This is a genomic window from Enterococcus eurekensis (assembly GCF_042654605.1).
Taxonomy (GTDB): Bacteria; Bacillota; Bacilli; order Lactobacillales; family Enterococcaceae; genus Enterococcus_I; species Enterococcus_I eurekensis.
Genome location: NZ_JBHSGT010000044.1, coordinates 1 through 23,741, shown reverse-complemented (window position 1 = coordinate 23,741; position 23,741 = coordinate 1). Strand labels below are relative to the sequence as shown.

Here is a 23,741-nt window from a genome sequence, read left to right as displayed (position 1 = left end):
GGTTCTTTGGATTTTAACGAATGTTGACAACTCGTGCACCAAAAGGCATTAAAGCTAGTCGTGCGAGTTTGAAAGATTGTTTGGCAAAAGGAATTCCAATAATCGTAATCGTTAACAAGAGCCCACTAACTAAATGACCAAGGGCTAGAGGCAGTCCACTAAAAATTAACCATAGAATATTGAGAATGAGAGATGCACCGGATGTATTGTCATAGACAATATCTTTACCAAACGGCCAAAAACTTAAAGAAGCAAGTTTGAAACATTGCATGCCAACGGGAATTCCAATAATAGTCATACACCAGAGTGCTCCTGCAATTGTCCAACTAAGGCCACCAATAAAACCACCAAATAAAAACCAAATGATATTTCCTAAGACGTGCATTAAAGATACCAACTTTCTTAAAAGGATTTAATTTTATCTTAAATTACTAATTGGAAAAAAAACAATAAAATAAGAACGAGCCATGATACATAAGTATATCATGGCTCGTTCTTGGGGGGATACAAAATAAGGAAATTTATAGATTACATTGCAATACCCATAAGGGGGCAAATCCAGTGAGTATTACAAATGAACTATCAAGATTAAGGTAATTTGATTACATTTTCAGTGTCTTTATCAAAGAATTGTGCTTTATTGATATTGAATGATAAATCAATCATTTCACCTGGGCTATGGAAGTCACGAGCATCTACTTTTGAGATAAACTCAGTTGTTCCAATTTTAGTGTAAAGCATTGTTTCTGCACCTAACAACTCAGATACAACAACTTCTGCGTGAACAGTTGATTCAGGAGAAGCGTCAAGAACGATTTGTTCTGTACGGATATCTTCTGGACGAATACCAAAGATTAATTCTTTACCTTCGTAACCTTTTTCAACTAAAACTTTGTTACGTCCTTCAGGAATACGTAAATTTAATCCGTGTCCATCAGAGATAACGCCGTTGTTTAAAGTAACGTTGAAGAAGTTCATCGCTGGTGATCCGATAAAGCCGGCAACGAATACGTTAACTGGTGAGTTATAAACTTCTTTTGGAGAACCGATTTGTTGTACGAAACCATCTTTCATGATAACGATACGGTCAGCCATTGTCATCGCTTCTGTTTGGTCATGCGTTACGTAGATTGTAGTTGTTTCTAAACGACGGTGTAATTTCGCAATTTCAGCACGCATCGCTACACGTAATTTCGCATCTAAGTTTGATAAAGGTTCATCCATTAGGAAGACTTTTGCGTCACGAACGATCGCACGTCCTAAGGCAACACGTTGACGTTGTCCACCAGATAAAGCAGCTGGTTTACGGTCTAATAATTCTGTTAAGCCTAAGATTTCAGCAGCGCTGTCTACACGCGTTTTAATTTCAGCCTTGTCGTATTTACGTAATTTTAAACCGAAAGCCATGTTATCGTATACAGTCATATGTGGGTATAAAGCGTAGTTCTGGAAAACCATCGCGATGTCACGATCTTTTGGAGCTACATCGTTGACTACACGTCCGCCGATTGATAATTCACCTTCACTGATATCTTCTAAACCAGCAATCATACGTAATGTTGTTGATTTACCACAACCTGAAGGTCCAACGAAAACGATAAATTCGCGATCTTGAATATCTAAGTTGAAGTCTGTTACTGAATAAAAATCGTTATTCTCATATTTTTTATGTATGTTTTTTAAGGCCATTTCTACCATGTCTAAATTCCTTCTTTCACTTAAATTATTTACACCCTTACTATAAATGAAAACGGTTTATTATATCAATGGAAAGGTGCACAAAAAATGATTCATTTCTTGTGCACCTTGTAAAAAGTATTATTTAAAAGTTAAAGTTAGTAAATAACAAAGAAAGAGGTCGTCCATTTTTTTTAAGTTACAATGAGTCAACTGTTGAAATTTATCTAATTTATACTGCAAAGTATTGCGATGCATAAATAAGTCTTTCGCAGTGGAACTGACATTTCCTTGGTTTTTCCAAAGGTTAGTAATGATATCGATTAAATCGTCTTCTTGAAACCATTGGTGGTATAAAGTTCGCATCAAATAGCTATCTTTAACCGCATTGAATGAAAAGAACGCGACACTTGAGGAAGCTAAATTATAAATCTTTTTTTCAATTGTATTTGCAAGTTGATGATGGAAAAGAGCTTCTTCTTCTTCCAAAAGACGAGTAAAGTCTTCTGTATGACCATAAAAAGAACCAACAAAAATCTTCGTATACAAATTAAAGTCACCGTCAAGTGCTAAAAAGACACCTTCAAGATCATCAATCATCAAAGCTTCTTCGTGATAAACTTCGACAAGTAGAGCATATGTGTCCGTCACAAAAAAGTAATCGACGAGGTGAGGTAAAATACTTTGTAATTCCGTATTCCAATTTTCAATTGTCGCACTATCTAACTGATTGAATTCGACTTGAATAATCCGATAAGCGCCTTCGTCAACAGGTGGTTTTTGGTGTTCAAACAAAACTGCGAACCAGGGATGATCTTTCATTTGTTTCCCTTGCTTACTGGGTGTTGTCAACGATTGTAAAAGTTGAAATTCAGTTTTCGAAAGATTGTTTTTAGGAATCCATAAAAATTTATGTTGATCAGAAAAAACGAAGTAATCACTATCATCCGTCGAGAAGGGATGTAGAGAAGCGTTGGGGTAAATTTTTTGAAGCGTTTCAATATTCATAGGTTTCTCCTTTATTTAGTATCTAACATAATTGTAACGAAAATTAGCCGCTAGTCAAAGGACTTTCGAAAAGATACCACATGATTTACTTAAAATTAAAAATAAAAAGTGTTGACAGAAGATAAAAGTTACTGTAAAGTATGAATCAACTTAATAAATAGACATCGAAAAGAACAGTAACTTTGTTGATTATGCTTAGAGAGTCTCCAAATGGTGGAAGGAGATCATAGGAATGAAGTGAAACACATCTTGGAGTCGATTTTTTGAAACAAGTAGGAGAATCCGGGTAAGCCCGTTATAGCTTCAGTCATTGTTTGATGACTTACGAAGGTTTATTTCTGCGAAGAGTAAACAAAAAAAGGTGGAACCACGTATTGAACGTCCTTTAGCTATCCGTAGCTAGAGGACTTTTTTGTTCTTCTTTTTTATAAACCAATCAATGACTGAATGAGACGATTTTTTGTGAGAAAAGTCGTGCATAAAAGGTGGAACCACGTTACTAGACGTCCTTTGGATTTATTTCCAGAGGGCTTTTTTTGTACATTTTTTAAAGGAGGAAATTATCAATGTCGTATTTAATCTCAGTCTTTCCCCAACTTTTAGAGGGAGCGGGCATTACTTTGCAATTATTTACTTTTACCTTAATCGGGTCGATCCCATTAGGCGTAATCTTCGCTTTTGCTTTATCCAATCGGATTTCAGTTTTACGCTGGTTAACCCAAGCTTATGTTTGGTTGATGCGGGGAACACCGCTACTACTACAATTGATTTTTGTTTTTTACGGTTTACCACTGGTCGGAATTGTCTTTGATCGTTTCGATGCTGCAATTTTTGCTTTTATATTAAACTATGCGGCTTACTTTGCGGAAATATTTCGTGGTGGGATTCAATCGATTCCTAGAGGACAATATGAAGCGGCTCAAGTCTTACGTTTGAAAAAAAGCCAAACGATTACGAAAATTATTATTCCCCAAGTTTTTAAAATTACTTTACCATCCGTTGGGAATGAGATTATTAGTTTAGTGAAAGATACCTCGTTAATTTACATTTTAGGTTTATCGGATGTGATGCGAATGGGGAAAATCGCCATGGAACGTGATGCAACGCTTTTACCACTGGCAGGTGTCGCGGTGATTTATCTTTGCTTAACCGGTATTTTTACAATTATTTTGAAAAAAGTTGAAACACACTATAACTATTATCGCTAGGAGGTAGACAAAATGTTACAAATTAGAGGTTTATCAAAGAAATTTGGAAAAAAACAAGTTATTGATCAATTAGATTTAGATATTCCAACAGGCAGTATTTTAAGTGTTGTCGGACCTTCTGGCGGTGGGAAAACGACTTTTCTACGCATCTTAGCCGGTCTAGAAAATGCCGATGAAGGGAGGTTCCTACTTGATGGACAAGCTTTTTCACCAGATTTATTAAAAGAAGATGAACAAGTGGTGGGTGTTGTTTTTCAAGATTTTCAATTATTCCCACATTTATCGGTTTTTGATAATATCACCTTGGCTCCGAAATTGGTTTTAAAAGAATCAAAAGAAAAATATACCGAAAAAGCCAAAGAGCTCGCAGAACAGTTAGGAATTTCAGAATTACTTGAAAGTTATCCGTATCAATTATCAGGTGGACAAAAACAAAGGGTAGCACTCGCTCGTGCGATGGCGATGGAACCCAAAGTTTTAGCTTATGATGAACCAACAAGTGCACTTGATCCAGCACTTAGACAACAAGTCGAAGAATTAATTTTAGGATTAAAAGAAGAGGATGTAACGCAAATTGTGGTAACCCACGATTTAGCTTTTGCAAAAAATATTGCGGATAACTTATTAGAAGTTGTACCGAATTAAGAGGATAAGAGGAGGAAAAAAAGATGAAAAAGAAAACAGGTTTATTATGGTTTGCAGCAATTGGGATGGTTACCTTAGCTGCTTGTGGTTCGGGTAAAGATGCAGGAAAAGCAGTACCAAGCGCAACGGAAAAAGATGAAGTGATTGTAGGACTTGATGATACGTTTGTACCGATGGGTTTCCGTGACGATAACGGGGACTTAACTGGATTTGACGTTGAGTTAGCGACAAAAGTATTTGAAACAGCGGATAAGAAAGTTAAATTTCAACCGATTGATTGGTCAATGAAAGAAACCGAATTATCAAATGGGACGATTGATATGATTTGGAATGGTTATACTATTACACCAGAGCGCGAGAAAAAAGTCTTATTTACAAATACTTACATGAAAAATTTACAAGTCTTAGTAACGGCTAAAGATAGCGGAATTACTGATTTTGCAGGTATGAAAGAGAAAAAATTAGGCGCGCAAGAAGGATCTTCCGGTTATACAACTTTTAACGATCAAACAGAAGTGTTAAAAGAATTGGTTGATGGACAAGATGCGACACTTTATGCAAGCTTTAATGAAGCATTTATTGATTTGGAAAATGGTCGAATTGATGGTTTGTTAATTGACCGTGTATATGCTGAATATTACTTAGCTAAAGCGGATAAGTTAGCGGATTACAATGTAATTGATAGCCCTTTTGAAGTAGAAGATTTTGCGGTTGGTGTTCGAAAAGACGATCAAGCTTTAGCAGATTTAATTAACGAAACACTGGTTAAATTACAAGCAGACGGCTCGTTTGCTGAAATTTCAATCAAATGGTTTGGTGAAGATGTAACACCTTAAGCATTAAAATAAATAGGAACGAAAAAGATGAAGCGATTCATCTTTTTTGTTTGCTTGAAATCTGTCATACTATAGAAAGAAAAGGAGTGTGGAAGATGAGTTGGAGAGAAAATCGAATCAAAGCTGCCGTCGAAGGTAACAATCCGATGGTAATTAAAGAATTAACTGGAGGCTATGCGGTTTTTGGCGATGCCCAGTTTTTACCAGGTTATTGTGTCTTATTACCAAAGCGTGAAGTTTTTTCGTTAAATGATTTAAGTTTAGCGGAACGACAAGCATTTTTAGTCGATATGAGTTTGTTGGGTGATGCGATTTTAGCTAGTACCGATGCGATACGAATCAATTATGATATCTTAGGTAATACCGATGCTTATTTACACGCCCACATTTTTCCACGTTATGGTTGGGAAGTTGAAGAACGTAGAAAAATGCCCGTTTGGTTATATGATAAATCAAATTGGTCCAATGAAGAGACAGCCTATGCAGAAGAAAAACATGGCGAATTACGTCAAGAAATAGCGTCTTACTTATCGAAGCAATCGAAATAATCAGAAAATAGAATTACTTTTAAAATACTGATTGCAAACTATTTTTAATCATATTATCGTTATCAATAGGAAGTGACTGCAGTCCTTTCAAAAGAATTTTTGAAGGGAAGTTTATTTAAATGAAACAAGAAATTGAAACGTTACCGATGCAAAAAGTAGTCTATATGAGAAATGTCGGTCCTTATGGTAGTAAAGAGAATTTTGAAATGATGATGACATTTAAGAAATGGATTAAAGATAATCATCTGGAGAACGATCTGAATGAATCCGGTATTTTAGGTATTCCATTAGATGATCCTCAAAATACACCGCCAGAAGCCTGGCGATATGATTTAGCGTTATTTGTATCAGGAGCATATGTATCGCACGGATTAGTACAAGAAAGGTTATATACTGGTGGAACATATGTCATCTTTGAAGTGCCACATACAACCGAGGCGGTCGAAACATTCTGGTTGACGATAGATAAAAAAATGAAAGAAAAACAACTAAAGTTACGCAAGAGTCCGATTATCGAACGATTTAAAACAACAATTGGGACAGAGCAAGTTTGTGAGTTTTTAGTTCCGATAGAAAAATACCTCCCAATTTAGCAGCCGAATAATAAAAAATAAAGAAAGATGAGGAAAACTTTTGTTCCCATCTTTTTTTTTGCTATAATGGAGAAGATGGAAAGAGGGATGAAATGGCACAGAAAAAACGTCCGGCAAAAAAACGGAAAACAAAAAAACAAAAACGCCAAGAAGAAAAATTAACGTTAATTAGTTTAGGCTTCTTATTTATTTTATTTGCCTTATTCGGCTTATTTCAATTAGGATTTTTAGGGAATTTAATCGCCAATGGCTTCCGAGTAATTGGAGGAAATACATATCCTATTTTAACAATCGCACTTGCATTTTACGGTGGAATTTTAATTATCCGCAATACGGAAGCAACGATGACCAATTATCGTCGTTTAATTGGTAGTTTACTAATTTACTTAGCACTTGTTAACTTTTTACATATTCAATTATTCCAAAAAATTCAAACAGAAGATTTATCTGTTTTAAGCACAACTTGGGGCTTATTACTAACAGATTTAAAAGCCAATCAAGTCACCCAAAATGTTGGTGGCGGGATGCTTGGTGGATTAATTTATCAAACCAGTTATTTCTTGGTTTCAAGAATTGGTAGTTATATCATTAGTGGTATTTTACTAGGAATCGGTGGCTTTTTATGTACGAATTTGAGTTTGCATGAATTACTAGATTTCTTAAGTGGGGTAAAAGAGCGTCTTGGCGGTTTTCTTGAAGAAAGTCCGGAAAAACAAGCGTTCAAAGCTGAAAAAAAAGAATTACGTCAAGCGCGTAAAGCTGAAAAACAAGCCGAAAAAGAGGCAAAGAAACAAGCAGAGCGTGAAGCTATCTTAGCTGAGATTCGCGAACAACAAGCTAATACCGTACGTCCGTCAACAGAAGAAGAACGTGAAGCCTTTGTTCAATCCGAAACAGTCGATAGTGAACCAGAACAATTAAGTTTTGTACCAATCGATACATTCCAAGCGTTAACCCAAGAACCTGAAGAAGAAGCGGTTAAGCAAACTGCAAAAAAAGCACCAAAAGCCACGGAAGAAGAAGTGGATGATCAAGAAGATTTAGATTTTGAAATTCCACAAGAAGTTGAAGACGAAGCCTATGAATTGCCACCAGCTAATTTATTACAGGCAGTCAAAGCAACTGACCAAAGTGGGGAATATAAAAAAATCGAACGCAATATTGGCGTCTTAGAACGAACGTTTGAAAGTTTTGGTGTCGATGCCAAAGTTGTCAAAGCCAGTTTAGGTCCATCGGTAACCAAATTTGAAATCCAACCAGCAATTGGCGTGAAAGTTAGTAAAATCGTTAGCCTAACCGATGATATTGCTTTAGCTTTAGCGGCGAAAGATTTACGAATGGAAGCCCCAATCCCAGGTAAATCGTTAATCGGGATTGAAGTACCAAACGATGCGGTGAGCACGGTTTCCTTTAGAGAAATGATTGAAAACAATCCTGCGACAGAGGATAATTTACTTGAAGTGCCTTTAGGTCGTGACATTTCAGGTCGTGTTCAAACAGCTGATTTAACCAAAATGCCACATTTACTTGTAGCAGGCTCCACTGGTAGTGGGAAGTCAGTTGCGATTAATGGCATTATTACAAGTATTTTAATGCGTGCTAAACCACATGAAGTGAAATTAATGATGGTCGATCCTAAAATGGTCGAATTAAATGTCTACAACGGCATCCCCCATTTATTAACACCGGTTGTGACCAATCCAAGAAAAGCAGCGCAAGCTTTACAAAAAGTCGTGAAAGAAATGGAAGAACGCTACGAAAAATTTGCGGCTGTCGGTGCTAGAAATATTACGGGCTACAATGATATGATCACTCGACGCAACAATGAAACGGGTGAGAAGAATCCGATTTTACCATTTATTGTCGTAATTGTAGATGAGTTGGCAGATTTGATGATGGTTGCTAGTAATGAAGTGGAAGATGCGATTATTCGTTTAGCACAAATGGCACGTGCCGCAGGGATTCATATGATTCTAGCGACACAACGACCAAGTGTAGATGTCATTACCGGGATAATTAAAGCCAACGTTCCGTCTAGAATGGCCTTTGCTGTTTCAAGTGGAACAGATTCAAGAACAATTATTGACGGCAATGGGGCAGAAAAATTATTAGGTCGCGGCGATATGCTCTTCTTACCAATGGGAGAAAACAAACCAATTCGTGTGCAAGGAGCCTTTATTTCAGATCAAGATGTTGAAGCGATTGTTTCTTTTGTAACGGACCAACAAGGGGCCAACTATGTGGAAGAAATGATGGTTACCGAAGAAGATATTAATCCAAACAGTCCAAATGTCGCGGAAGATCAAGATGAACTTTATGAACAAGCTAAAGAATTAGTGATTGAAATGCAAACGGCTAGCGTTTCATTATTACAACGACGCTTCCGTGTGGGATATAATCGTGCAGCGCGTTTAGTTGATCAATTAGAAGCGCAAGGAATTGTCGGACCATCAGAAGGAAGTAAGCCACGTAAGGTTTTAGTGGAAGCCTCTGTTGATGTCGATGATTTTCCATATGAGGAAATTGAATAATAAAGAATAAGAAGTGTGTCTGGTTTTTAGGAATCAGACACACTTTTTTTAGCTGAAAGTCTTTCGTGAAATAGATTGCAATTTCACAAAAAAACGGTTATAGTGAAACCGACTCTTTTTGAAATGAGGAAAAAAATGAAACCTTCAATTTATGGCTTAGAAAAAGCAACGTTAGAAGCATGGCTCGTCGAAAACGATGAAAAAAAATTTCGCGCCAATCAAGTATGGGAATGGCTTTATCAAAAACGTGTCATCTCATTTAGTGAAATGACCAACTTACCCAAAGATTTAATTCACAAGTTGTCTGAAGCATTTATTATCGACCCTTTAACGCAAGTGATTGTGCAAGAATCAAAAGACGGAACGGTTAAATACTTATTCCAATTACCAGATAAAAATATGATTGAAACAGTGTTGATGCGTCAAGAATACGGTATGTCTGTTTGCGTAACGACTCAAGTCGGCTGTAATATTGGCTGTACATTTTGTGCCAGTGGCTTACTGAAAAAAACACGTGACTTAACAGCCGGTGAAATTGTGGCACAAATCTTAGCAGTTCAACGCTACTTTGATAACCAAAACCAAGGCGATCGCGTTTCACATATTGTAGTGATGGGAATTGGTGAGCCGTTTGACAATTATGACAACTTAATGACGTTCTTACACGTTGTTAATGATGGGACAGGTTTGGCAATCGGAGCGCGTCATATTACCGTTTCGACAAGTGGTTTGGCACATAAAATTAAAGAATTTGCCGAAAATGGCTTACAAGTCAATTTAGCGATTTCTTTACATGCACCAAATAATGACGTTCGTACGTCGATTATGCGAATTAATCGGAACTTCCCATTAGAAAAATTGATGTTGGCAGTCGATTACTATTTAGAAAAAACCAATCGCCGCATCACCTTTGAGTATATTATGCTAAGTCATGTTAACGATCGTGAAGAACATGCCGAACAGTTAGCGGCTTTACTGAAAGATAAGAAGAAACTGACATACGTCAATTTAATCCCTTACAATAAAGTCAGTGAGCACGATCAGTACTCACGTAGTAGTAAGGCCGATGTTTTAGCCTTTTATAATGTCTTGAAAAAACATGGAGTGAATGCGGTAATCCGTAAAGAATTTGGAACCGACATTGATGCTGCGTGTGGTCAATTACGTAGTAAACAAATTAAAAAAGAAAAAGTAACTTCTTAATCATTGAGAACAATTTGAGTTAAAAAACTTGAATTGTTCTTTTTTTTTCGATTTATTTGCATTATCGTTGTTATTTTTCTATGATAGGTAGTATCTTTTAAAAAGTCTGTTAATTCAGATAATTTAAAAAAGGAAGAGGAGGAGCGGATGAAAGAATTAAAAGGTTATCGGTTTCGGATTTATCCAGATGAAATCCAAAGAAAATTTTTTATCGAAACATTTGGTTGTGTACGATTTACTTACAATCAATTATTAATGCGTCGACAAGAGCCCGGCATGGAAAAGGCAACGCCGGCTCAATTAAAGCAAGAACATCCATTTTTGAAAGAAACGGATAGTTTAGCTTTAGCCAATGCGCAGCGTAATCTGGAACGCGCCTTTCGAAATTACTATAACGGTCGGGCTGGTTACCCAAAGTTAAAAAGTAAGAAAAATAGTTGGCAGTCGTACACGACAAACAATCAAAAAGGAACGGTTCAGTTAGCAGATAATTACTTAAAATTGCCGAAGCTAAAAGAGTTAGTCGTGGTTGACCAACATCGTGAAGTCAAAGGCGAGATTAAGTCGGCCACAATCTCAGCAAAACATAGTCAAGAATTTTATGTTTCATTATTATGCTTAGAAGAAATACCGCCATTAAAAAAGACCGGGGAAGTAGTCAAGTTGACATTTAATCCCCACGAATTAATTTCAATGAATCAAAAATTAGTCCTGCCTGATTTTTGTCAAAAGAAGATTGATCAAAAAATTGTTCAAGCAGAACGAAAACTGGCTTGTCGTAAAAAGGCCGCTCGAATAAAAAAAGTTCATTTAAAAGATGCAAAAAACTATCAAAAACAAAAAAGAGTGGTCGAGCAACTTCATACAACAAAAGCTAATCAAACAAAAAATTATTTAGAACAAGTTAGCTTCTTACTCGTCAAAAATTTTGATAAAATTAAAATTCAAAATAAGTATTTGAATAAAGAAAAAGAAAATCGTACTACAACCTTTCAGTTGAAAGATTGGAATCAGTTTCTAACAAAGATCAAATATAAAACGCAGTGGTATGATAAAGAATTGATATAACGAAAATAAAACGAGCAGCCCTTTTTAAAAAGAAGGGCTGCTCGTTTTTATGTATTTAAATAGAGTTTTAAAGCGCTTCATTTATAGCCTCTTATTAAAACGGTATAAAATAAACAGGAGCTGCGGAGATAAGTTGTCACTAGAATAAAATCAAAAAACGATTTTTTCTAATGCCCGCTTATCTCTTGCTCCTGAACGTTTGTTTTATAGCCTCTTATTGAAACGGTATAAAATAAACAGGAGCTGCGGAGATAAGTTGTCACTAGAATAAAATCAAAAAACGATTTTTTCTAATGCCCGCTTATCTCTTGCTCCTGAACGTTTGTTTTATAGCCTCTTATTGAAACGGCATAATTGAAGCTGTGACTCGGTGATAGGCTAGAACCTTTTTGAAAGTAAAGAGCACTTTCAAACGTTTCTTTGCTTATCACTCGCATCTGAGCACTCCAAAGCAACAACTCTTATTCTTCTACAAAGATTTCTGGTTTCAGTCGGTAGACTTTGGATGGGCGACCAATGCCGGTTGAGCGTTCACCGACTTCTTCCAAAAATTTAAGTAACGATTTCTTAAAATTTGAATGGTCGATTTCTCGAAAATTCACACCAAGAAACTTTGCAAAAACTTTACGGGCCTCGGTAATGGTAAAGTCCTCGCCAAGGACTTGTAAAACTTGAGGTTGGTTTTCCATTTTATTTGAAATACGCTTAAAAGCTTTCAAAATAATATCGCTATGGTCAAAAGCTAAGCTATCTTGACTCAATGCTTTACCGGTTGCTAGATCGAGAGAAATTTCAATATCGTCATTGGTTAAAAAGAGACGTTCATTTCTGCGCTCAAGCGAGAACCAACGCACTTGACTGGCATCATCTCCAGCTTCGAGGGGTTCTTCGCCGATAAAAGCTAAGTAGCTAACCGTTACTACCCAACCGCGAGGGTCACGATTTGGTGTGCTAAAAGTATGTAACTGTTCAATATTTTGAGCAGAAATATTGACGCTTGTTTCTTCCTTGGTTTCTCGAATCACACATTCACCTGTCGATTCATTTGGATGAACGAAGCCTCCAGGTAGTGCCCAAGAATTACGAAAGGGGTTGGTTTTACGTTGAACGAGCAGGACTTTTAACTGATCAAATTCTTTGTTGTAGCACATCAGAACCATATCAACAGTTACAGATGGTTTTTCAAATTCGGGCTGTGATTGTGTTTTATACCAAGCGAGAAATTCACTTTCACTTGCTTCTTGCTCATAGTACTGTTTTTCTTGATCCTTTGAAGTGAATCTCATATTCGAGCCTCCTTATTTAGATAGGTTTGTATATTTATTTTATCATGCTTCTTTTTTCTGACAAGTTAAAAAGACAGAAAGCGAATCTTTTGTCTTTTAAAAGAATCTTAGCGAAAAATAAAACGATATTTAAAAAATATGTTATACTAGCAAAGAATGAATTTAGAAGCAAAACAAGGAGGATAACAAATTCATGGCTGAAAAAGAAACATTTTATATTACGACGCCAATCTATTATCCAAGTGGTAAATTACATATTGGAAATTCCTATACAACAATTGCATGTGATGCGATGGCGCGTTATAAGCGTTTGATGGGATTTGATGTGTTTTACTTAACAGGTGTTGATGAGCACGGACAAAAAATTGAAAAAAAAGCAGATGAACTCGGCGTAAAACCACAAGAATATGTGGATCACATGGTTGCTGACATTAAAAAATTATGGCACACATTAGACATTAGCTACGATAAGTTTATTCGTACAACGGATGACATGCATAAACAAGCCGTTCAAAAAATCTTCCAACGTTTATTAGATCAAGGAGATATTTTTCTAGGTGAATATGAAGGTTGGTATTCTGTTTCGGATGAGGAATTTTTCACTGAAACACAATTAGCAGAAGTATATCGTGACGAAGATGGAAAAGTCATTGGTGGGAAAGCACCAAGTGGCCATGAAGTCGAATTAGTTAAAGAAGAATCGTACTTCTTCAAAATGAGTAAATACGCAGACCGTTTACTAGAATATTATGAAACGCACCCGGAATTTATTCAACCCGAATCACGTAAGAATGAAATGATCAATAACTTTATTAAACCAGGTTTAGAAGATTTAGCTGTTTCTCGTACAACGTTTTCTTGGGGTGTACCCATTACAGCAAACCCTGAACACGTGGTGTACGTCTGGATTGACGCCTTATCAAACTACATTACCGCTTTGGGCTATGGTTCAGAGGATGATTCATTGTTCCAAAAATATTGGCCAGCAGATGTTCATATGGTTGGAAAAGAAATCGTACGTTTCCACACGATTTATTGGCCAATTATGTTAATGGCACTTGATATTCCCTTACCGAAAAAGATTTTTGGTCACGGCTGGTTAATGATGAAAGACGGAAAAATGTCTAAATCAAAAGGCAACGTTGTTTATCCAGAAATGTTAGTAGAGCGTTATGGATTAGATGCTCTACGTTACTATTTATTACGCGCAGTACCATTTGGTAGTGACGGTGTCTTTACTCCAGAAGACTTTGTTTCTCGTGTAAATTATGATTTGGCCAATGACTTAGGGAACTTATTGAACCGCACCATTGCGATGATTAACAAGTATTGTGATGGCGTCGTACCAAATTACGCTTCAAAAGTAACCGAATTTGATCGTGAGCTATCAACAACTGCAGCTAACGTAATCGGTCGTTACCACCAAGCGATGGATAAAATGGAATTCAACACGGCTTTATCTGAAATTTGGACATTGGTTTCTCGTGCGAATAAATACATTGATGAGACAGCGCCTTGGGTATTAGCCAAAGATGAAGAGAAAAAATCAGAGCTAGACAGTGTAATGGTTCATTTAGCTGAAACATTACGAATCTCAGCAATTCTTTTACAACCAATCATGACTCAAACACCAGGTAAAATTTTTGAACAACTAGGATTGAATGCTGAAGAAATGCATCTGAAAGATTTGCGTTTTGGTGAATTCCCTGAAGAAACAAAGGTTGTAGCAAAAGGGACACCAGTCTTCCCACGTTTGGAGATTGAAACAGAAGCAACTTATATTCGTAATAAGATGGCAGAAGGTGGTACCAATCCATCGGAAACGATTAAGTGGGATCCAGAAGAAACAGAATTTGCCTCTGTTAAAGACAAAGAAATTAAATTCGAAGACTTTGATAAAGTGGAATTAAAAGTCGCAGAAGTGATTGATTGCCAAAAAGTCAAAGGTGCCGACAAGCTATTACAGTTTCGTTTAGCAGCTGGCGACAATCAAGACCGTCAGATTTTATCAGGAATCGCTGAATTTTATGCAGACCCAAGTGCCTTAATTGGGAAAAAAGTCGTAATTGTTGCGAACTTAAAACCACGTAAAATGCGTGGCTTAATTAGTCAAGGAATGATTTTATCAGCTGAAAATGAAGCAGGCGAATTAAAAATTGTAGAAGCACCCGCAGGCATGCCGAACGGTTCAATTATCGCTTAATTTTGTTGAATCGTACTATTACTAACATTGAAATAAAATCTTAATTAATTGTAGAAAGAGCAAGAAGTGAGGAATCTCGCTTCTTGTTTTTTTATGCTGTACTAGAAGCTTCAACTGTTCAATTAACTGAAGATAGGCTACAATTTAGGTATTAAGGAAAAAGGGGGGAAATCATGGAAGTGCATCTCAGTTTGAATGAAATTGTCATTCGTTTAGTCATGGCTTTAGCAATGGGAGGAGTGATTGGAACTGAAAGAGAGTATAAAAATCGACCGGCTGGGTTAAGAACACATATGCTTGTCTGCCTAGGGGCTACGATTATTGCATTAACCCAAGTTGAAATTGCCGCTGAAAGCTTGCAACAAGCTAGAGAGTTTCCAGAACTGCTCTCAGCGATTCGTTCAGATCAAACACGTTTGATTGCACAAATTGTTAGCGGTGTTGGTTTCTTAGGAGCAGGGACAATCATTGTTTCCAATCGTTCAATCAAAGGATTAACGACAGCTGCCTCTATTTGGACCGTTGCTGGACTAGGAATTGCGATTGGTATGGGGTATTATCTAGTTGCCATTTGTAGCTTTGTAGGAATAATCTTATCTCTCACTGTTATTAATCGAGTAATCCGTGTGAATACGTTGAAAAAAATGGAAATTCGTTATGTTCATCGCTCTGAAACGAAAGAATTCATTTTAAATTACTTTCACGAAAATGGCATTAAGGTGGAAACCTTGGATTTTGATGTAGAATTTTTTGAAGATCATCGAGTTTATTCAAACGTTTACACTGTTGATTTGCCAAGAAAAATGACTTACTCCCAAGTAATGGAGGATTTGTCGAGATACAAAAATATTACAAAAATTCGAATTGTGGATATTTAGTTTTATGAAAATAAAGTAAAAATACTGTCAAAAGCTAGAGACTTCTTGTATAATAGATTTTGTAATTATTTGTTCATAGGGGAGTAACTGGCAGCATACAATAGGCTGTGACAACATCACCAACCGAAATTACTGATTTCTGGTGTTGTCTTAATTAGTGAGACTTATGTATGTGTGACGCATACACAAGTCTATTTTTTTTATGTCTAAGAAATAGGCTTGTGGGAAAACATTTTAAGGAGGAAAAAAATGTCAGACGAACAAGCAAAGAAACAACAGCTGAGTCAAGCGTTCCATACTCAGACGGAAGAAGAAGTATTAAGTAATCTTAATACGACGCCAAAAGGTTTAACAGAAGCAGAGGCGGAAAAACGCCTAGCGGAATATGGTTCAAATGAACTCGATGAAGGTAAAAAATCAACAATGCTTCAAAAACTGCTAGCGCAATTTAAAGATATGATGATTATCGTCTTATTAATTGCCGCAGCGATTTCAGCATTAGTACCAAACGCTGAAGGCCACCGTGAGTGGGTTGACGCGATTATTATCTTAGCCGTAGTTGTAATTAACGCGATTATGGGTGTGATTCAAGAAAATAAAGCCGAACAAGCAATTGAAGCGTTAAAAGAAATGTCAACGCCGGATGCTCACGTATTACGTGACGGGCATAACATTACAATTAACAGCCATAATTTAGTTCCAGGAGATGTCGTATTGTTAGAAGCAGGAGATATCGTCCCAGCTGATATGCGTTTATTTGAAAGTAGCTCTTTAAAAATTGAAGAGGCTGCTTTAACAGGCGAATCTGTTCCAACAGAAAAAGAAGTTGTCGTTTTAGAAGACAGCGAAGTTGGAATAGGCGACCGTATTAACATGGCATTTTCAAACAGCAATGTTACTTATGGTCGTGGTAAAGGGGTTGTTGTTCATACAGGTATGAATACGGAAGTGGGTAAGATTGCGAACATGTTGGCGAATGCTGACGAAACAGAAACACCGTTGAAACGCAACTTAAACCAACTGGGTAAATTCTTAACTTTTGCCATTTTAATTGTTGCTGTAATTATGTTCTTCGTTGGAACACTGTTACGTGATCAAGGTTGGGTAGAGATGCTCTTAACGTCGATTTCACTGGCAGTTGCAGCGATCCCAGAAGGCTTACCAGCGATTGTTACGATTATTTTAGCGATTGGTACGCAAGTAATGGCCAAACGTAACTCAATGATTCGTAAATTACCAGCAGTTGAAACTTTAGGTGCAACAGATATTATTGCATCAGATAAAACAGGTACATTAACATTAAACCAAATGACTGTTGAAAAATTATACGTTGATCGTCATGAATACGACGCTCAAGGTGAAGTACCAGCAGATAGCCTAGCAGTTAAAATTATGAATTATGCCAACGATTCTCGTTTTGATAAAGAAGGAAAAGTTGTCGGAGATCCAACCGAAACAGCGTTAATTCAATTTGGTTTAGATTTAGGTTTTGACGTTCGTGTTGAAGTTGAAAAAGAACCACGCGTGGCAGACTTACCATTTGACTCTGAACGTAAATTAATGAGTACCATTCATAAATTAGCTGATGGTCGCTTCTTTGTAGCAGTAAAAGGTGCACCAGACGTATTATTAAATCGTGTCAATACATTAAATGTTAATGGTGATATTTTACCAATGACAGATGAAGAGAAACAAACAATCTTAACAGCCAATACAAATATGGCAAAACAAGCATTACGTGTTTTAGGTACAGCGTATAAATTTATCGATAGCGTTCCAGAAGATTTAGATTCTGAGCATATTGAAAATGATTTAATCTTTGCTGGTTTAATTGGAATGATTGATCCAGAGCGCCCAGAAGCTGCAGGTGCGGTAAAAGTTGCTAAAGATGCAGGCATTCGTCCAATTATGATCACAGGTGACCATAGAGATACTGCTGAAGCAATTGCTGGTCGTTTAGGAATCATCCAACCAGGTGATGATTCAGCTGTTTTAACAGGTGCAGAATTAAACTTAATGTCAGAAGAAGAATTTGCTTCAAAAATTACAAATTACTCTGTATATGCCCGTGTTTCTCCAGAGCATAAAGTAAGAATCGTTAAAGCATGGCAACAAGCTGGTAAAGTAGTTGCGATGACTGGTGATGGTGTTAACGATGCGCCTTCATTAAAACAAGCCGATATTGGTATCGGAATGGGTATTACTGGAACAGAAGTATCAAAAGGTGCCTCTGATATGGTCTTAGCCGATGATAACTTTGCAACAATTGTTGTCGCAGTTGAAGAAGGACGTAAAGTCTTCTCAAACATCCAAAAAGCAATCCAATACTTAATGGCTGCCAACTTGGGTGAAGTATTAACATTATTCATCATGACTTTAATGGGTTGGGATATTTTATTACCAATTCACTTACTATGGATTAACTTAGTAACCGATACATTCCCAGCGATTGCATTAGGAATGGAACCTGCTGAAGGTAACTTAATGGCTCGTAAACCTCGTGGAAAGAACTCAAACTTCTTCTCAGGTGGCGTAATGAGCAGTATTATCTACCAAGGTATTTTAGAAGCAGCAACGGTCTTATTCGTTTATTGGTCAGCAATTAAATGGCCAGTACACACAGCTTTAAATGTCAATGGTTTAGATGCAACACAATTGTATGATTTACAACACGCGGATGCTTTAACAATGGCCTTCGTAACATTAGGTTTAATGCAATTGTTCCACGCATTCAACGTAAAATCGGTTCACCAATCATTGTTTAAAGTTGGAGCGTTCAGAAATAAAACGTTTAATGGCGCAATCTTGTTATCATTTGTCTTAATGATGGGTATTGTTGTCATTCCAGGATTAAATGATATCTTCAAAGTAACACCACTTGATCGATCACAATGGTTAATCGTTGTTGGAGCATCATTTGCGATTATTCCAATTGTCGAAGTTGTGAAATTCATCCAACGTCGTATGGGTAAGATTTAATTGATTTGAAAAATCAAAAAAACTGTCCGGAAGTAATTTCGGACAGTTTTTTTGTGCTTTTCTATTTGAGTAAAACAAGGTAAAATATAAACTATCAACAAAAGAAAGTAGGGAATGCGTGTGAGACCAAATCTTGGTTTTTATATCCAAAATATTAATAAAATTGTACAAGACACAGAGGAAATTGGCGAAGGCCTAAATCCTAAATATGAAGAAGTTCGCCAAGCAATTGATAACGATACATTAAGTGAACTTTCAGCTGAAAAACTAACAGCAATAATCGAAAGCTTTGAAAAAGGCACAGCTAAGTATCAAGCAATGCTGGAGCAAATTAATAAACTACGTCCACCAGCACAAGTACTTGGTGTCCACAAAAAATTTGAACGTTCATACACAAACTATGTTAAAGGTTGTCAATCAATGATCGATAGCCTGAAGAATGGAGAAGTCGATGTTGAAGCTTTTAATGCAGCAGAAGCCGTTCAAGACGAAGCAACAGATGGTATTTCATTCTCAATTCAACGTATGACAAGCACTTTATTAAAAAGATAAGTACAAATGAAGAATAAAACAAGAAATATCTAATAAAACTATTAGCTATTTTTTATGTAAAAGTTGACGATCTCGTTTATACTAAGTGTATAACCAACAATAACCTTTTTATTTTTCATTTACTCCTAACCAGAGTAAACTCCTTTTATCACTCGGCCTAACCAATCGAGTGATTTTTTTGTATTTATATTGATATATCAATGTTTATAAGTGGTGGGCGATAGCTTTGGAAGAGTATTTCTTTCGAGTTATCGCCTATTTTTTGTGTCTTAAAAATGAAAGGTCCGTCCATTGCTTTAAAATCCAACAAAGCTTGCGAATTTTGCGGCTATTTTTTCCTTTTCTTCAGGCATAACATGGGAGTAAAGCTCTAATGTGGTTGTTTTTATTTTAAATCCTTGTCGTTTACGATAGACGATACACGTTGTTTTTAGTTTGCGGATTATGGCCAACATAGACATTAAACATATAAGCGGAAGAACCATCTTTTTTAGTATATTTTTTAATTGTAATTGATTTCTCCGTTGTACCACCACCGCCAAGTGTTAAGTATCTAAGAAAATTTTGCATCATACCTTTTAATTTAGTAATATAGATATAGTAAAACAGGACTATGATTTCATAGACTTTGTTTTGGTGCTAACACGCTTGCTGTCTGCCAGGATAGGGAAGCGTGTTTTTTGTTCTACTGCTGCAAGTTAATTAATTCAGTTTCAGTGCCCCAAAATCCAGTTGCGACTTGCAATTGCTTTGTTGTTGAGTCGATTACTGCATCTGATACATCGAAAATGACTTTACCAGACATAGTTAAATCTGGGTTAATTGATTCTAAGAAAAAAGAGCTATCATCATTCGCATAAATTGCGGCCATAGCATCTGATTTATACTCTTTACCATCATTTTTGAGAACAAAGAAGTCATCACTTACAGAAAGAGCTTCAGAACCGTTATTTGTGACTGAAATACTTACGATTAGATAAGTTCCTTTTGAATTTTGTCCATATTCACCGCCGACATTAGTAGCTGTTTCAATGCCATTTACGACATACATAACGTCTCCTACATTTACTTCATCAGAAATATTATATGCTTTAACTTCTTCGGCTGGCTGTTCTTCTTTTTTTGATTCTTTTGTTTCTGGTTTATCTTCTGATTTAGATTCGGCTTGAGAAGACTGATCTACTTTTTCCCCACCGTTAACAGGCTCTTCTTCACCACCTAAAGCACCACTAATACCTGCAACTACAATTACTGCGAGAATCCAAAACCAAACACGTTTATAAATTGGCTTTTTCTCCTTCATTGTGTAAGTTTTACCATCTTCCCCAATAACTTTCTTTTTCGCCATTCTCTTTTACCCCGTTTCTGATATAATAGTTTTAAGGTCTCTCTGTTTTAGGTAATGGTGAGTATCAAGCTAAGTAATGCCGCAAACATTGCTTAGCTTATTTTTTCGAAAATTTTAACACTTTCATAATAAAAGACGAAATTTTTATCTTTGTAGAAATAGTGGGTTCCATATGTAGAAAGGTAATGACTTAATGCGTTTTTGAATAATTCAACCGAGATATCCAAGTATTCAGCACACTCAAAGGCTGTTGATAATTTATTCTCACAACATTCGATTAAATCATCAAGTGTTACAATCATTTCGATTGGGTATTTTCTGGCGTCTAATTCTTGCTTTCGACTTTCGGTATTGTTGTAATTAATAATTATGCCGCTGCTCGTTTTTAAAATGACCATATTCTTCTGATAAAATTTCTCTTTTACGATTTGATGGAAGAGGAAAGTCAATGAAAATCATTCCATTATAATCGTTAATTCTAAACCACGTTCTTTAAGCGGTAGTTCGATGACTGGTAACTCGCCCATGAATTTTGATAAGAGAAGCTCATAGTTATTTATCATTTCACTTACTTATCATGTTTTCGGAAATAATCGTATCGTGCTTTATCTAAGTAAGCTTCTAGTCCATCATTTTGACCATTGGTAAATTCTTTGACAGAATCCACTAAATGGGCCGCTAAAATATTATCATTACTATGTCAGATCGTTTAAATTCAACAATATTATTTTATTCCTCTAATTGTTTTTCAGCAAAGTCAATTATTTTTAATTGGCGAAGAGAGTCTAATTGATTATTATAGGTAGAAAGTATATCACTAGTTTTTTCCCTAGGAACATCTAGCTCCATTAACCATGTTTCATCAACATTTAAAACTCTTGTAATAATAAATACCTTATCTGGTTTAGCTTAGTATTTTCTTGATAACCAATAGCTGATTGATGATTTTCCAATACCTGATAATTTTGAAAGATTAGTGGCTTTCATGCTTCGTGCTTCAAGCCCCTGTTTCAATGGAGTTTGAGAAGTTGTTAATATTTTCTAATTCTATTTAATTTAAATTATATAATGTATTTTAAAAAATACAATACAAAAAAAGGGTATAACTTAAAATGTTTAAGAAAACTCAAAAATATAATTGATAAATATAAATTACGATGTTAACCTTTGCTTGAAAAGGAATTCGTATGACCATATCAAGGTGATTAATTAAAATACGCAGAGAAAAAGAGTTTTTTATTTTTCATTTACTCCTAACCAGAGTAAACTCCTTTTATCACTCGGCCTAACCAATCGAGTGATTTTTTTGTACCCTTTTTTGGTAAATCATGATAGACTAAATCTAGAATATAAAAAGTGAGGGATCTTGGAATTGAAAAATTAACCCATTTATTGAAGCTGCATTCAGACAACTTTTTTGGTAAGACCAAGGAAGAAGTGTGCAGATTTTTAGGATAGGAATGTTTTCGCCAAGGGAGTAATCTTTTTATTTGGCGACGTAAACAAACCTTTTCCTGAAAATAGGAGAAGGTTTTTTCTTTCTAAAAATAGAAAGAGTCAGGAGGCTATATGTCGACAATACGCATTAAAAATTTAACTTACGGTTTTGATTTACAAAGCACCCTATTATTTGAGAACGCCGATTTAACGATTCAAACATCGTGGAAGCTAGGGTTAGTCGGTCGCAATGGACGTGGAAAAACGACGTTGCTGAATTTAATTCAAGGAAAATTACCCTATACAGGAAACATCGAACATCAGACGAATTTCTTATATTTCCCACAAGAAGTTAAAGATGAGACACTGCTAACGTATCAAATTCTTGAAGGTTTTGATGAAACAGAGTACTGGAAGTTGGAACGGGAATTGAATTTACTGGCAGTGAATCCAGAAGTATTATGGTTACCGTTTGAACAGTTGTCTGGCGGGGAACAAACGAAAGTGCTCTTAGCCATTTTATTTGCGCAAGATGAGGGATTTCCTTTAATTGATGAGCCGACAAATCATTTGGATTTAGCTGCAAGAAAATTAGTGGCACATTATTTAAAGAGTAAGAAGCAAGGGTTTATTTTAGTCAGTCATGATCGACAATTAGTTGATGATGTCGTTGATCATATTTTATCGATTGAACGCAATCAATTAGTGTTACATCAAGGGAACTATTCGCTATATGAAGCGGAGAAAAAACAGCGAGATGCAACGGAATTGGCTAATAATACGAAGTTGAAGCGTGAAATAAATCGTTTGAGTAAGACAGCTGATGAAAAAGCCCAATGGTCGGGTTCACGTGAAAAAGATAAGTATGGCGATCCTCATAAAAAAGGTAGTGGGGGAATTGGCGATACTGGAGCGATTGGTGCGCGCGCTGCTCGTGTGATGAAGCGTAGTAAAGCAATTATACATCGGATGGAAGACCAAATTTCTGAAAAAGAAAAATTGCTTAAAAACTTGGAAAAAGTGGACCCTTTGACGATTCATGTTAAATCAACGTATAAAAAACAGTGGATTAAAGCAGAGAATCTTCAACTATTTTACGGGGACCGTGCGTTATTTGCGCCGATTTCTTTTGAATTAAACAAAGGGGATCGACTAGCCATTACGGGAGCGAATGGGTCAGGGAAAACATCATTGATTGATTTCTTGTTGGGTAATTTTCAAGGCGAAGTAAAAGGAGAGGTAACGATTGCTCGCAATTGGACGTTAAGTCTCGTTCGTCAAGATTTTAAAGACAATACAGGAACGCTTGCGGAATTTTCGGAAAAACGACAGATTCGTGAAGAAGAACTATTGAATCATATACGTAAACTAGGGGTTGAACGTAGTGTCTTCCTAAATAAAATTGAGCAGATGAGTCAAGGGCAACAAAAACGGGTGGAAATCGCTAAGGCAATGCTGACGCCTGCAGATATTTTCATTTGGGATGAGCCATTAAATTATTTAGATATATTGAATCATCAACAACTACAGCAAGCCATTTTAAAGGCCAACCCCACTATGATCATTGTTGATCATGATCAATATTTTTTATCAAAAGTTGCGACAAAAACAATTGAACTTCGGGATTAAATGATAATTAATAATTGTTGTAAATCGATGCTATGAGAACAAAAAAGAGGCTGACCCAAAAGTCTCTTGAATAAATTAAAAGGAAGAAAATCTTTTTTCGATTTTCTTCCTT

General features: G+C 36.2%; 19 protein-coding genes and 1 other annotated feature. Of the genes, 13 read left to right on the top strand and 6 right to left on the bottom strand.

The genetic code is table 11. The features are described 5' to 3' along the window. Window positions 1–13: 13 nt before the first annotated feature. From ACFO3L_RS07610 to ACFO3L_RS07600, 3 genes are all read right to left on the bottom strand, one after another. Entirely contained in the window at window positions 14–385 is a 372-nt protein-coding gene (locus ACFO3L_RS07610; protein WP_379965529.1) for a YccF domain-containing protein, read from the bottom strand. Window positions 386–588: 203 nt separating this feature from the next. After that, entirely contained in the window at window positions 589–1,698 is a 1,110-nt protein-coding gene (locus ACFO3L_RS07605) for an ABC transporter ATP-binding protein (RefSeq protein WP_379965526.1), read from the bottom strand. Between the two features lie 120 nt (window positions 1,699–1,818). After that, on the bottom strand, window positions 1,819–2,685 hold the full coding sequence (locus tag ACFO3L_RS07600) for a helix-turn-helix domain-containing protein (protein ID WP_379965523.1): 867 nt from the start codon (window positions 2,683–2,685) through the stop codon (window positions 1,819–1,821). A 155-nt stretch (window positions 2,686–2,840) separates the two neighbouring features. After that, window positions 2,841–3,074 (top strand) — a binding site (T-box leader). A gap of 177 nt (window positions 3,075–3,251) precedes the next feature. Between ACFO3L_RS07600 and ACFO3L_RS07595 the strand changes: the two genes are divergently transcribed. The 8 genes from ACFO3L_RS07595 (at window position 3,252) to ACFO3L_RS07560 (ending at window position 11,317) form a co-directional block, all read left to right on the top strand. After that, the gene (locus ACFO3L_RS07595) at window positions 3,252–3,893 is read left to right on the top strand and encodes an amino acid ABC transporter permease (RefSeq protein WP_379965520.1); all 642 of its coding nucleotides are present in this window, start codon (window positions 3,252–3,254) and stop codon (window positions 3,891–3,893) included. 12 nt (window positions 3,894–3,905) lie between these two features. Then, entirely contained in the window at window positions 3,906–4,538 is a 633-nt protein-coding gene (locus ACFO3L_RS07590; RefSeq protein ID WP_379965517.1) for an amino acid ABC transporter ATP-binding protein, read from the top strand. A 23-nt stretch (window positions 4,539–4,561) separates the two neighbouring features. Next, window positions 4,562–5,374 (top strand): amino acid ABC transporter substrate-binding protein, encoded by an 813-nt coding sequence (locus tag ACFO3L_RS07585; RefSeq protein ID WP_379965514.1) that lies wholly within the window; start codon window positions 4,562–4,564, stop codon window positions 5,372–5,374. Between the two features lie 95 nt (window positions 5,375–5,469). After that, window positions 5,470–5,922, top strand: a complete 453-nt coding sequence (locus tag ACFO3L_RS07580) for an HIT family protein (RefSeq protein ID WP_379965511.1) — start codon at window positions 5,470–5,472, stop codon at window positions 5,920–5,922. Between the two features lie 119 nt (window positions 5,923–6,041). After that, on the top strand, window positions 6,042–6,515 hold the full coding sequence (locus tag ACFO3L_RS07575; protein ID WP_379965508.1) for a GyrI-like domain-containing protein: 474 nt from the start codon (window positions 6,042–6,044) through the stop codon (window positions 6,513–6,515). Between the two features lie 92 nt (window positions 6,516–6,607). Further along, window positions 6,608–9,046 carry a DNA translocase FtsK gene (locus ACFO3L_RS07570; RefSeq protein WP_379965505.1) on the top strand — a complete coding sequence of 813 codons (2,439 nt, stop codon included), beginning with the start codon at window positions 6,608–6,610 and terminating at the stop codon, window positions 9,044–9,046. A 135-nt stretch (window positions 9,047–9,181) separates the two neighbouring features. Continuing rightward, window positions 9,182–10,249: a dual-specificity RNA methyltransferase RlmN gene (rlmN, locus tag ACFO3L_RS07565; RefSeq protein WP_379965502.1), complete on the top strand. Its 1,068-nt coding sequence runs from the start codon at window positions 9,182–9,184 to the stop codon at window positions 10,247–10,249. A 147-nt stretch (window positions 10,250–10,396) separates the two neighbouring features. Beyond that, entirely contained in the window at window positions 10,397–11,317 is a 921-nt protein-coding gene (locus tag ACFO3L_RS07560) for an RNA-guided endonuclease TnpB family protein (RefSeq protein WP_379965499.1), read from the top strand. Between the two features lie 461 nt (window positions 11,318–11,778). Here the strand turns inward: ACFO3L_RS07560 and ACFO3L_RS07555 are convergent, their stop codons facing one another. Further along, on the bottom strand, window positions 11,779–12,603 hold the full coding sequence (locus tag ACFO3L_RS07555; RefSeq protein ID WP_379965496.1) for an NUDIX hydrolase: 825 nt from the start codon (window positions 12,601–12,603) through the stop codon (window positions 11,779–11,781). Window positions 12,604–12,796: 193 nt separating this feature from the next. Here ACFO3L_RS07555 and metG point away from each other — a divergent pair, with 193 nt between their 5' ends. The 4 genes from metG (at window position 12,797) to ACFO3L_RS07535 (ending at window position 19,215) form a co-directional block, all read left to right on the top strand. Continuing rightward, complete coding sequence (metG, locus tag ACFO3L_RS07550; RefSeq protein ID WP_379965493.1) at window positions 12,797–14,806, top strand: methionine--tRNA ligase; 2,010 nt, start codon at window positions 12,797–12,799, stop codon at window positions 14,804–14,806. A 173-nt stretch (window positions 14,807–14,979) separates the two neighbouring features. Further along, window positions 14,980–15,684 (top strand): MgtC/SapB family protein, encoded by a 705-nt coding sequence (locus tag ACFO3L_RS07545; protein WP_379965490.1) that lies wholly within the window; start codon window positions 14,980–14,982, stop codon window positions 15,682–15,684. A gap of 249 nt (window positions 15,685–15,933) precedes the next feature. Beyond that, window positions 15,934–18,663: a cation-translocating P-type ATPase gene (locus tag ACFO3L_RS07540; RefSeq protein WP_379965487.1), complete on the top strand. Its 2,730-nt coding sequence runs from the start codon at window positions 15,934–15,936 to the stop codon at window positions 18,661–18,663. A gap of 120 nt (window positions 18,664–18,783) precedes the next feature. Continuing rightward, window positions 18,784–19,215 carry a hypothetical protein gene (locus tag ACFO3L_RS07535; protein WP_379965484.1) on the top strand — a complete coding sequence of 144 codons (432 nt, stop codon included), beginning with the start codon at window positions 18,784–18,786 and terminating at the stop codon, window positions 19,213–19,215. Between the two features lie 405 nt (window positions 19,216–19,620). On the opposite strand, the gene ACFO3L_RS07530 is transcribed toward ACFO3L_RS07535, so the two are convergent. Further along, the gene (locus ACFO3L_RS07530) at window positions 19,621–19,785 is read right to left on the bottom strand and encodes a hypothetical protein (RefSeq protein WP_379965481.1); all 165 of its coding nucleotides are present in this window, start codon (window positions 19,783–19,785) and stop codon (window positions 19,621–19,623) included. 115 nt (window positions 19,786–19,900) lie between these two features. After that, a complete protein-coding gene (locus ACFO3L_RS07525) occupies window positions 19,901–20,563 on the bottom strand; it encodes a DUF4352 domain-containing protein (RefSeq protein ID WP_379965478.1) in 663 nt (220 codons plus the stop codon). 1,569 nt (window positions 20,564–22,132) lie between these two features. Here ACFO3L_RS07525 and abc-f point away from each other — a divergent pair. After that, window positions 22,133–23,629, top strand: a complete 1,497-nt coding sequence (abc-f, locus tag ACFO3L_RS07520) for a ribosomal protection-like ABC-F family protein (RefSeq protein WP_379965475.1) — start codon at window positions 22,133–22,135, stop codon at window positions 23,627–23,629. Window positions 23,630–23,741 lie beyond the last annotated feature (112 nt).

Bases quoted from the DNA above. Each gene is read 5' to 3' on its own strand.
- ACFO3L_RS07530 (WP_379965481.1), bottom strand. From the start codon at position 19,785: ATGCAAAATTTTCTTAGATACTTAACACTTGGCGGTGGTGGTACAACG.
- ACFO3L_RS07545 (WP_379965490.1), top strand. From the start codon at position 14,980: ATGGAAGTGCATCTCAGTTTGAATGAAATTGTCATTCGTTTAGTCATG.
- ACFO3L_RS07585 (WP_379965514.1), top strand. From the start codon at position 4,562: ATGAAAAAGAAAACAGGTTTATTATGGTTTGCAGCAATTGGGATGGTT.
- ACFO3L_RS07595 (WP_379965520.1), top strand. From the start codon at position 3,252: ATGTCGTATTTAATCTCAGTCTTTCCCCAACTTTTAGAGGGAGCGGGC.
- metG (WP_379965493.1), top strand. From the start codon at position 12,797: ATGGCTGAAAAAGAAACATTTTATATTACGACGCCAATCTATTATCCA.
- ACFO3L_RS07540 (WP_379965487.1), top strand. From the start codon at position 15,934: ATGTCAGACGAACAAGCAAAGAAACAACAGCTGAGTCAAGCGTTCCAT.
- abc-f (WP_379965475.1), top strand. From the start codon at position 22,133: ATGTCGACAATACGCATTAAAAATTTAACTTACGGTTTTGATTTACAA.
- ACFO3L_RS07610 (WP_379965529.1), bottom strand. From the start codon at position 385: ATGCACGTCTTAGGAAATATCATTTGGTTTTTATTTGGTGGTTTTATT.
- ACFO3L_RS07605 (WP_379965526.1), bottom strand. From the start codon at position 1,698: ATGGTAGAAATGGCCTTAAAAAACATACATAAAAAATATGAGAATAAC.
- ACFO3L_RS07590 (WP_379965517.1), top strand. From the start codon at position 3,906: ATGTTACAAATTAGAGGTTTATCAAAGAAATTTGGAAAAAAACAAGTT.
- ACFO3L_RS07560 (WP_379965499.1), top strand. From the start codon at position 10,397: ATGAAAGAATTAAAAGGTTATCGGTTTCGGATTTATCCAGATGAAATC.
- ACFO3L_RS07575 (WP_379965508.1), top strand. From the start codon at position 6,042: ATGAAACAAGAAATTGAAACGTTACCGATGCAAAAAGTAGTCTATATG.
- ACFO3L_RS07555 (WP_379965496.1), bottom strand. From the start codon at position 12,603: ATGAGATTCACTTCAAAGGATCAAGAAAAACAGTACTATGAGCAAGAA.
- rlmN (WP_379965502.1), top strand. From the start codon at position 9,182: ATGAAACCTTCAATTTATGGCTTAGAAAAAGCAACGTTAGAAGCATGG.
- ACFO3L_RS07525 (WP_379965478.1), bottom strand. From the start codon at position 20,563: ATGGCGAAAAAGAAAGTTATTGGGGAAGATGGTAAAACTTACACAATG.
- ACFO3L_RS07600 (WP_379965523.1), bottom strand. From the start codon at position 2,685: ATGAATATTGAAACGCTTCAAAAAATTTACCCCAACGCTTCTCTACAT.
- ACFO3L_RS07570 (WP_379965505.1), top strand. From the start codon at position 6,608: ATGGCACAGAAAAAACGTCCGGCAAAAAAACGGAAAACAAAAAAACAA.
- ACFO3L_RS07580 (WP_379965511.1), top strand. From the start codon at position 5,470: ATGAGTTGGAGAGAAAATCGAATCAAAGCTGCCGTCGAAGGTAACAAT.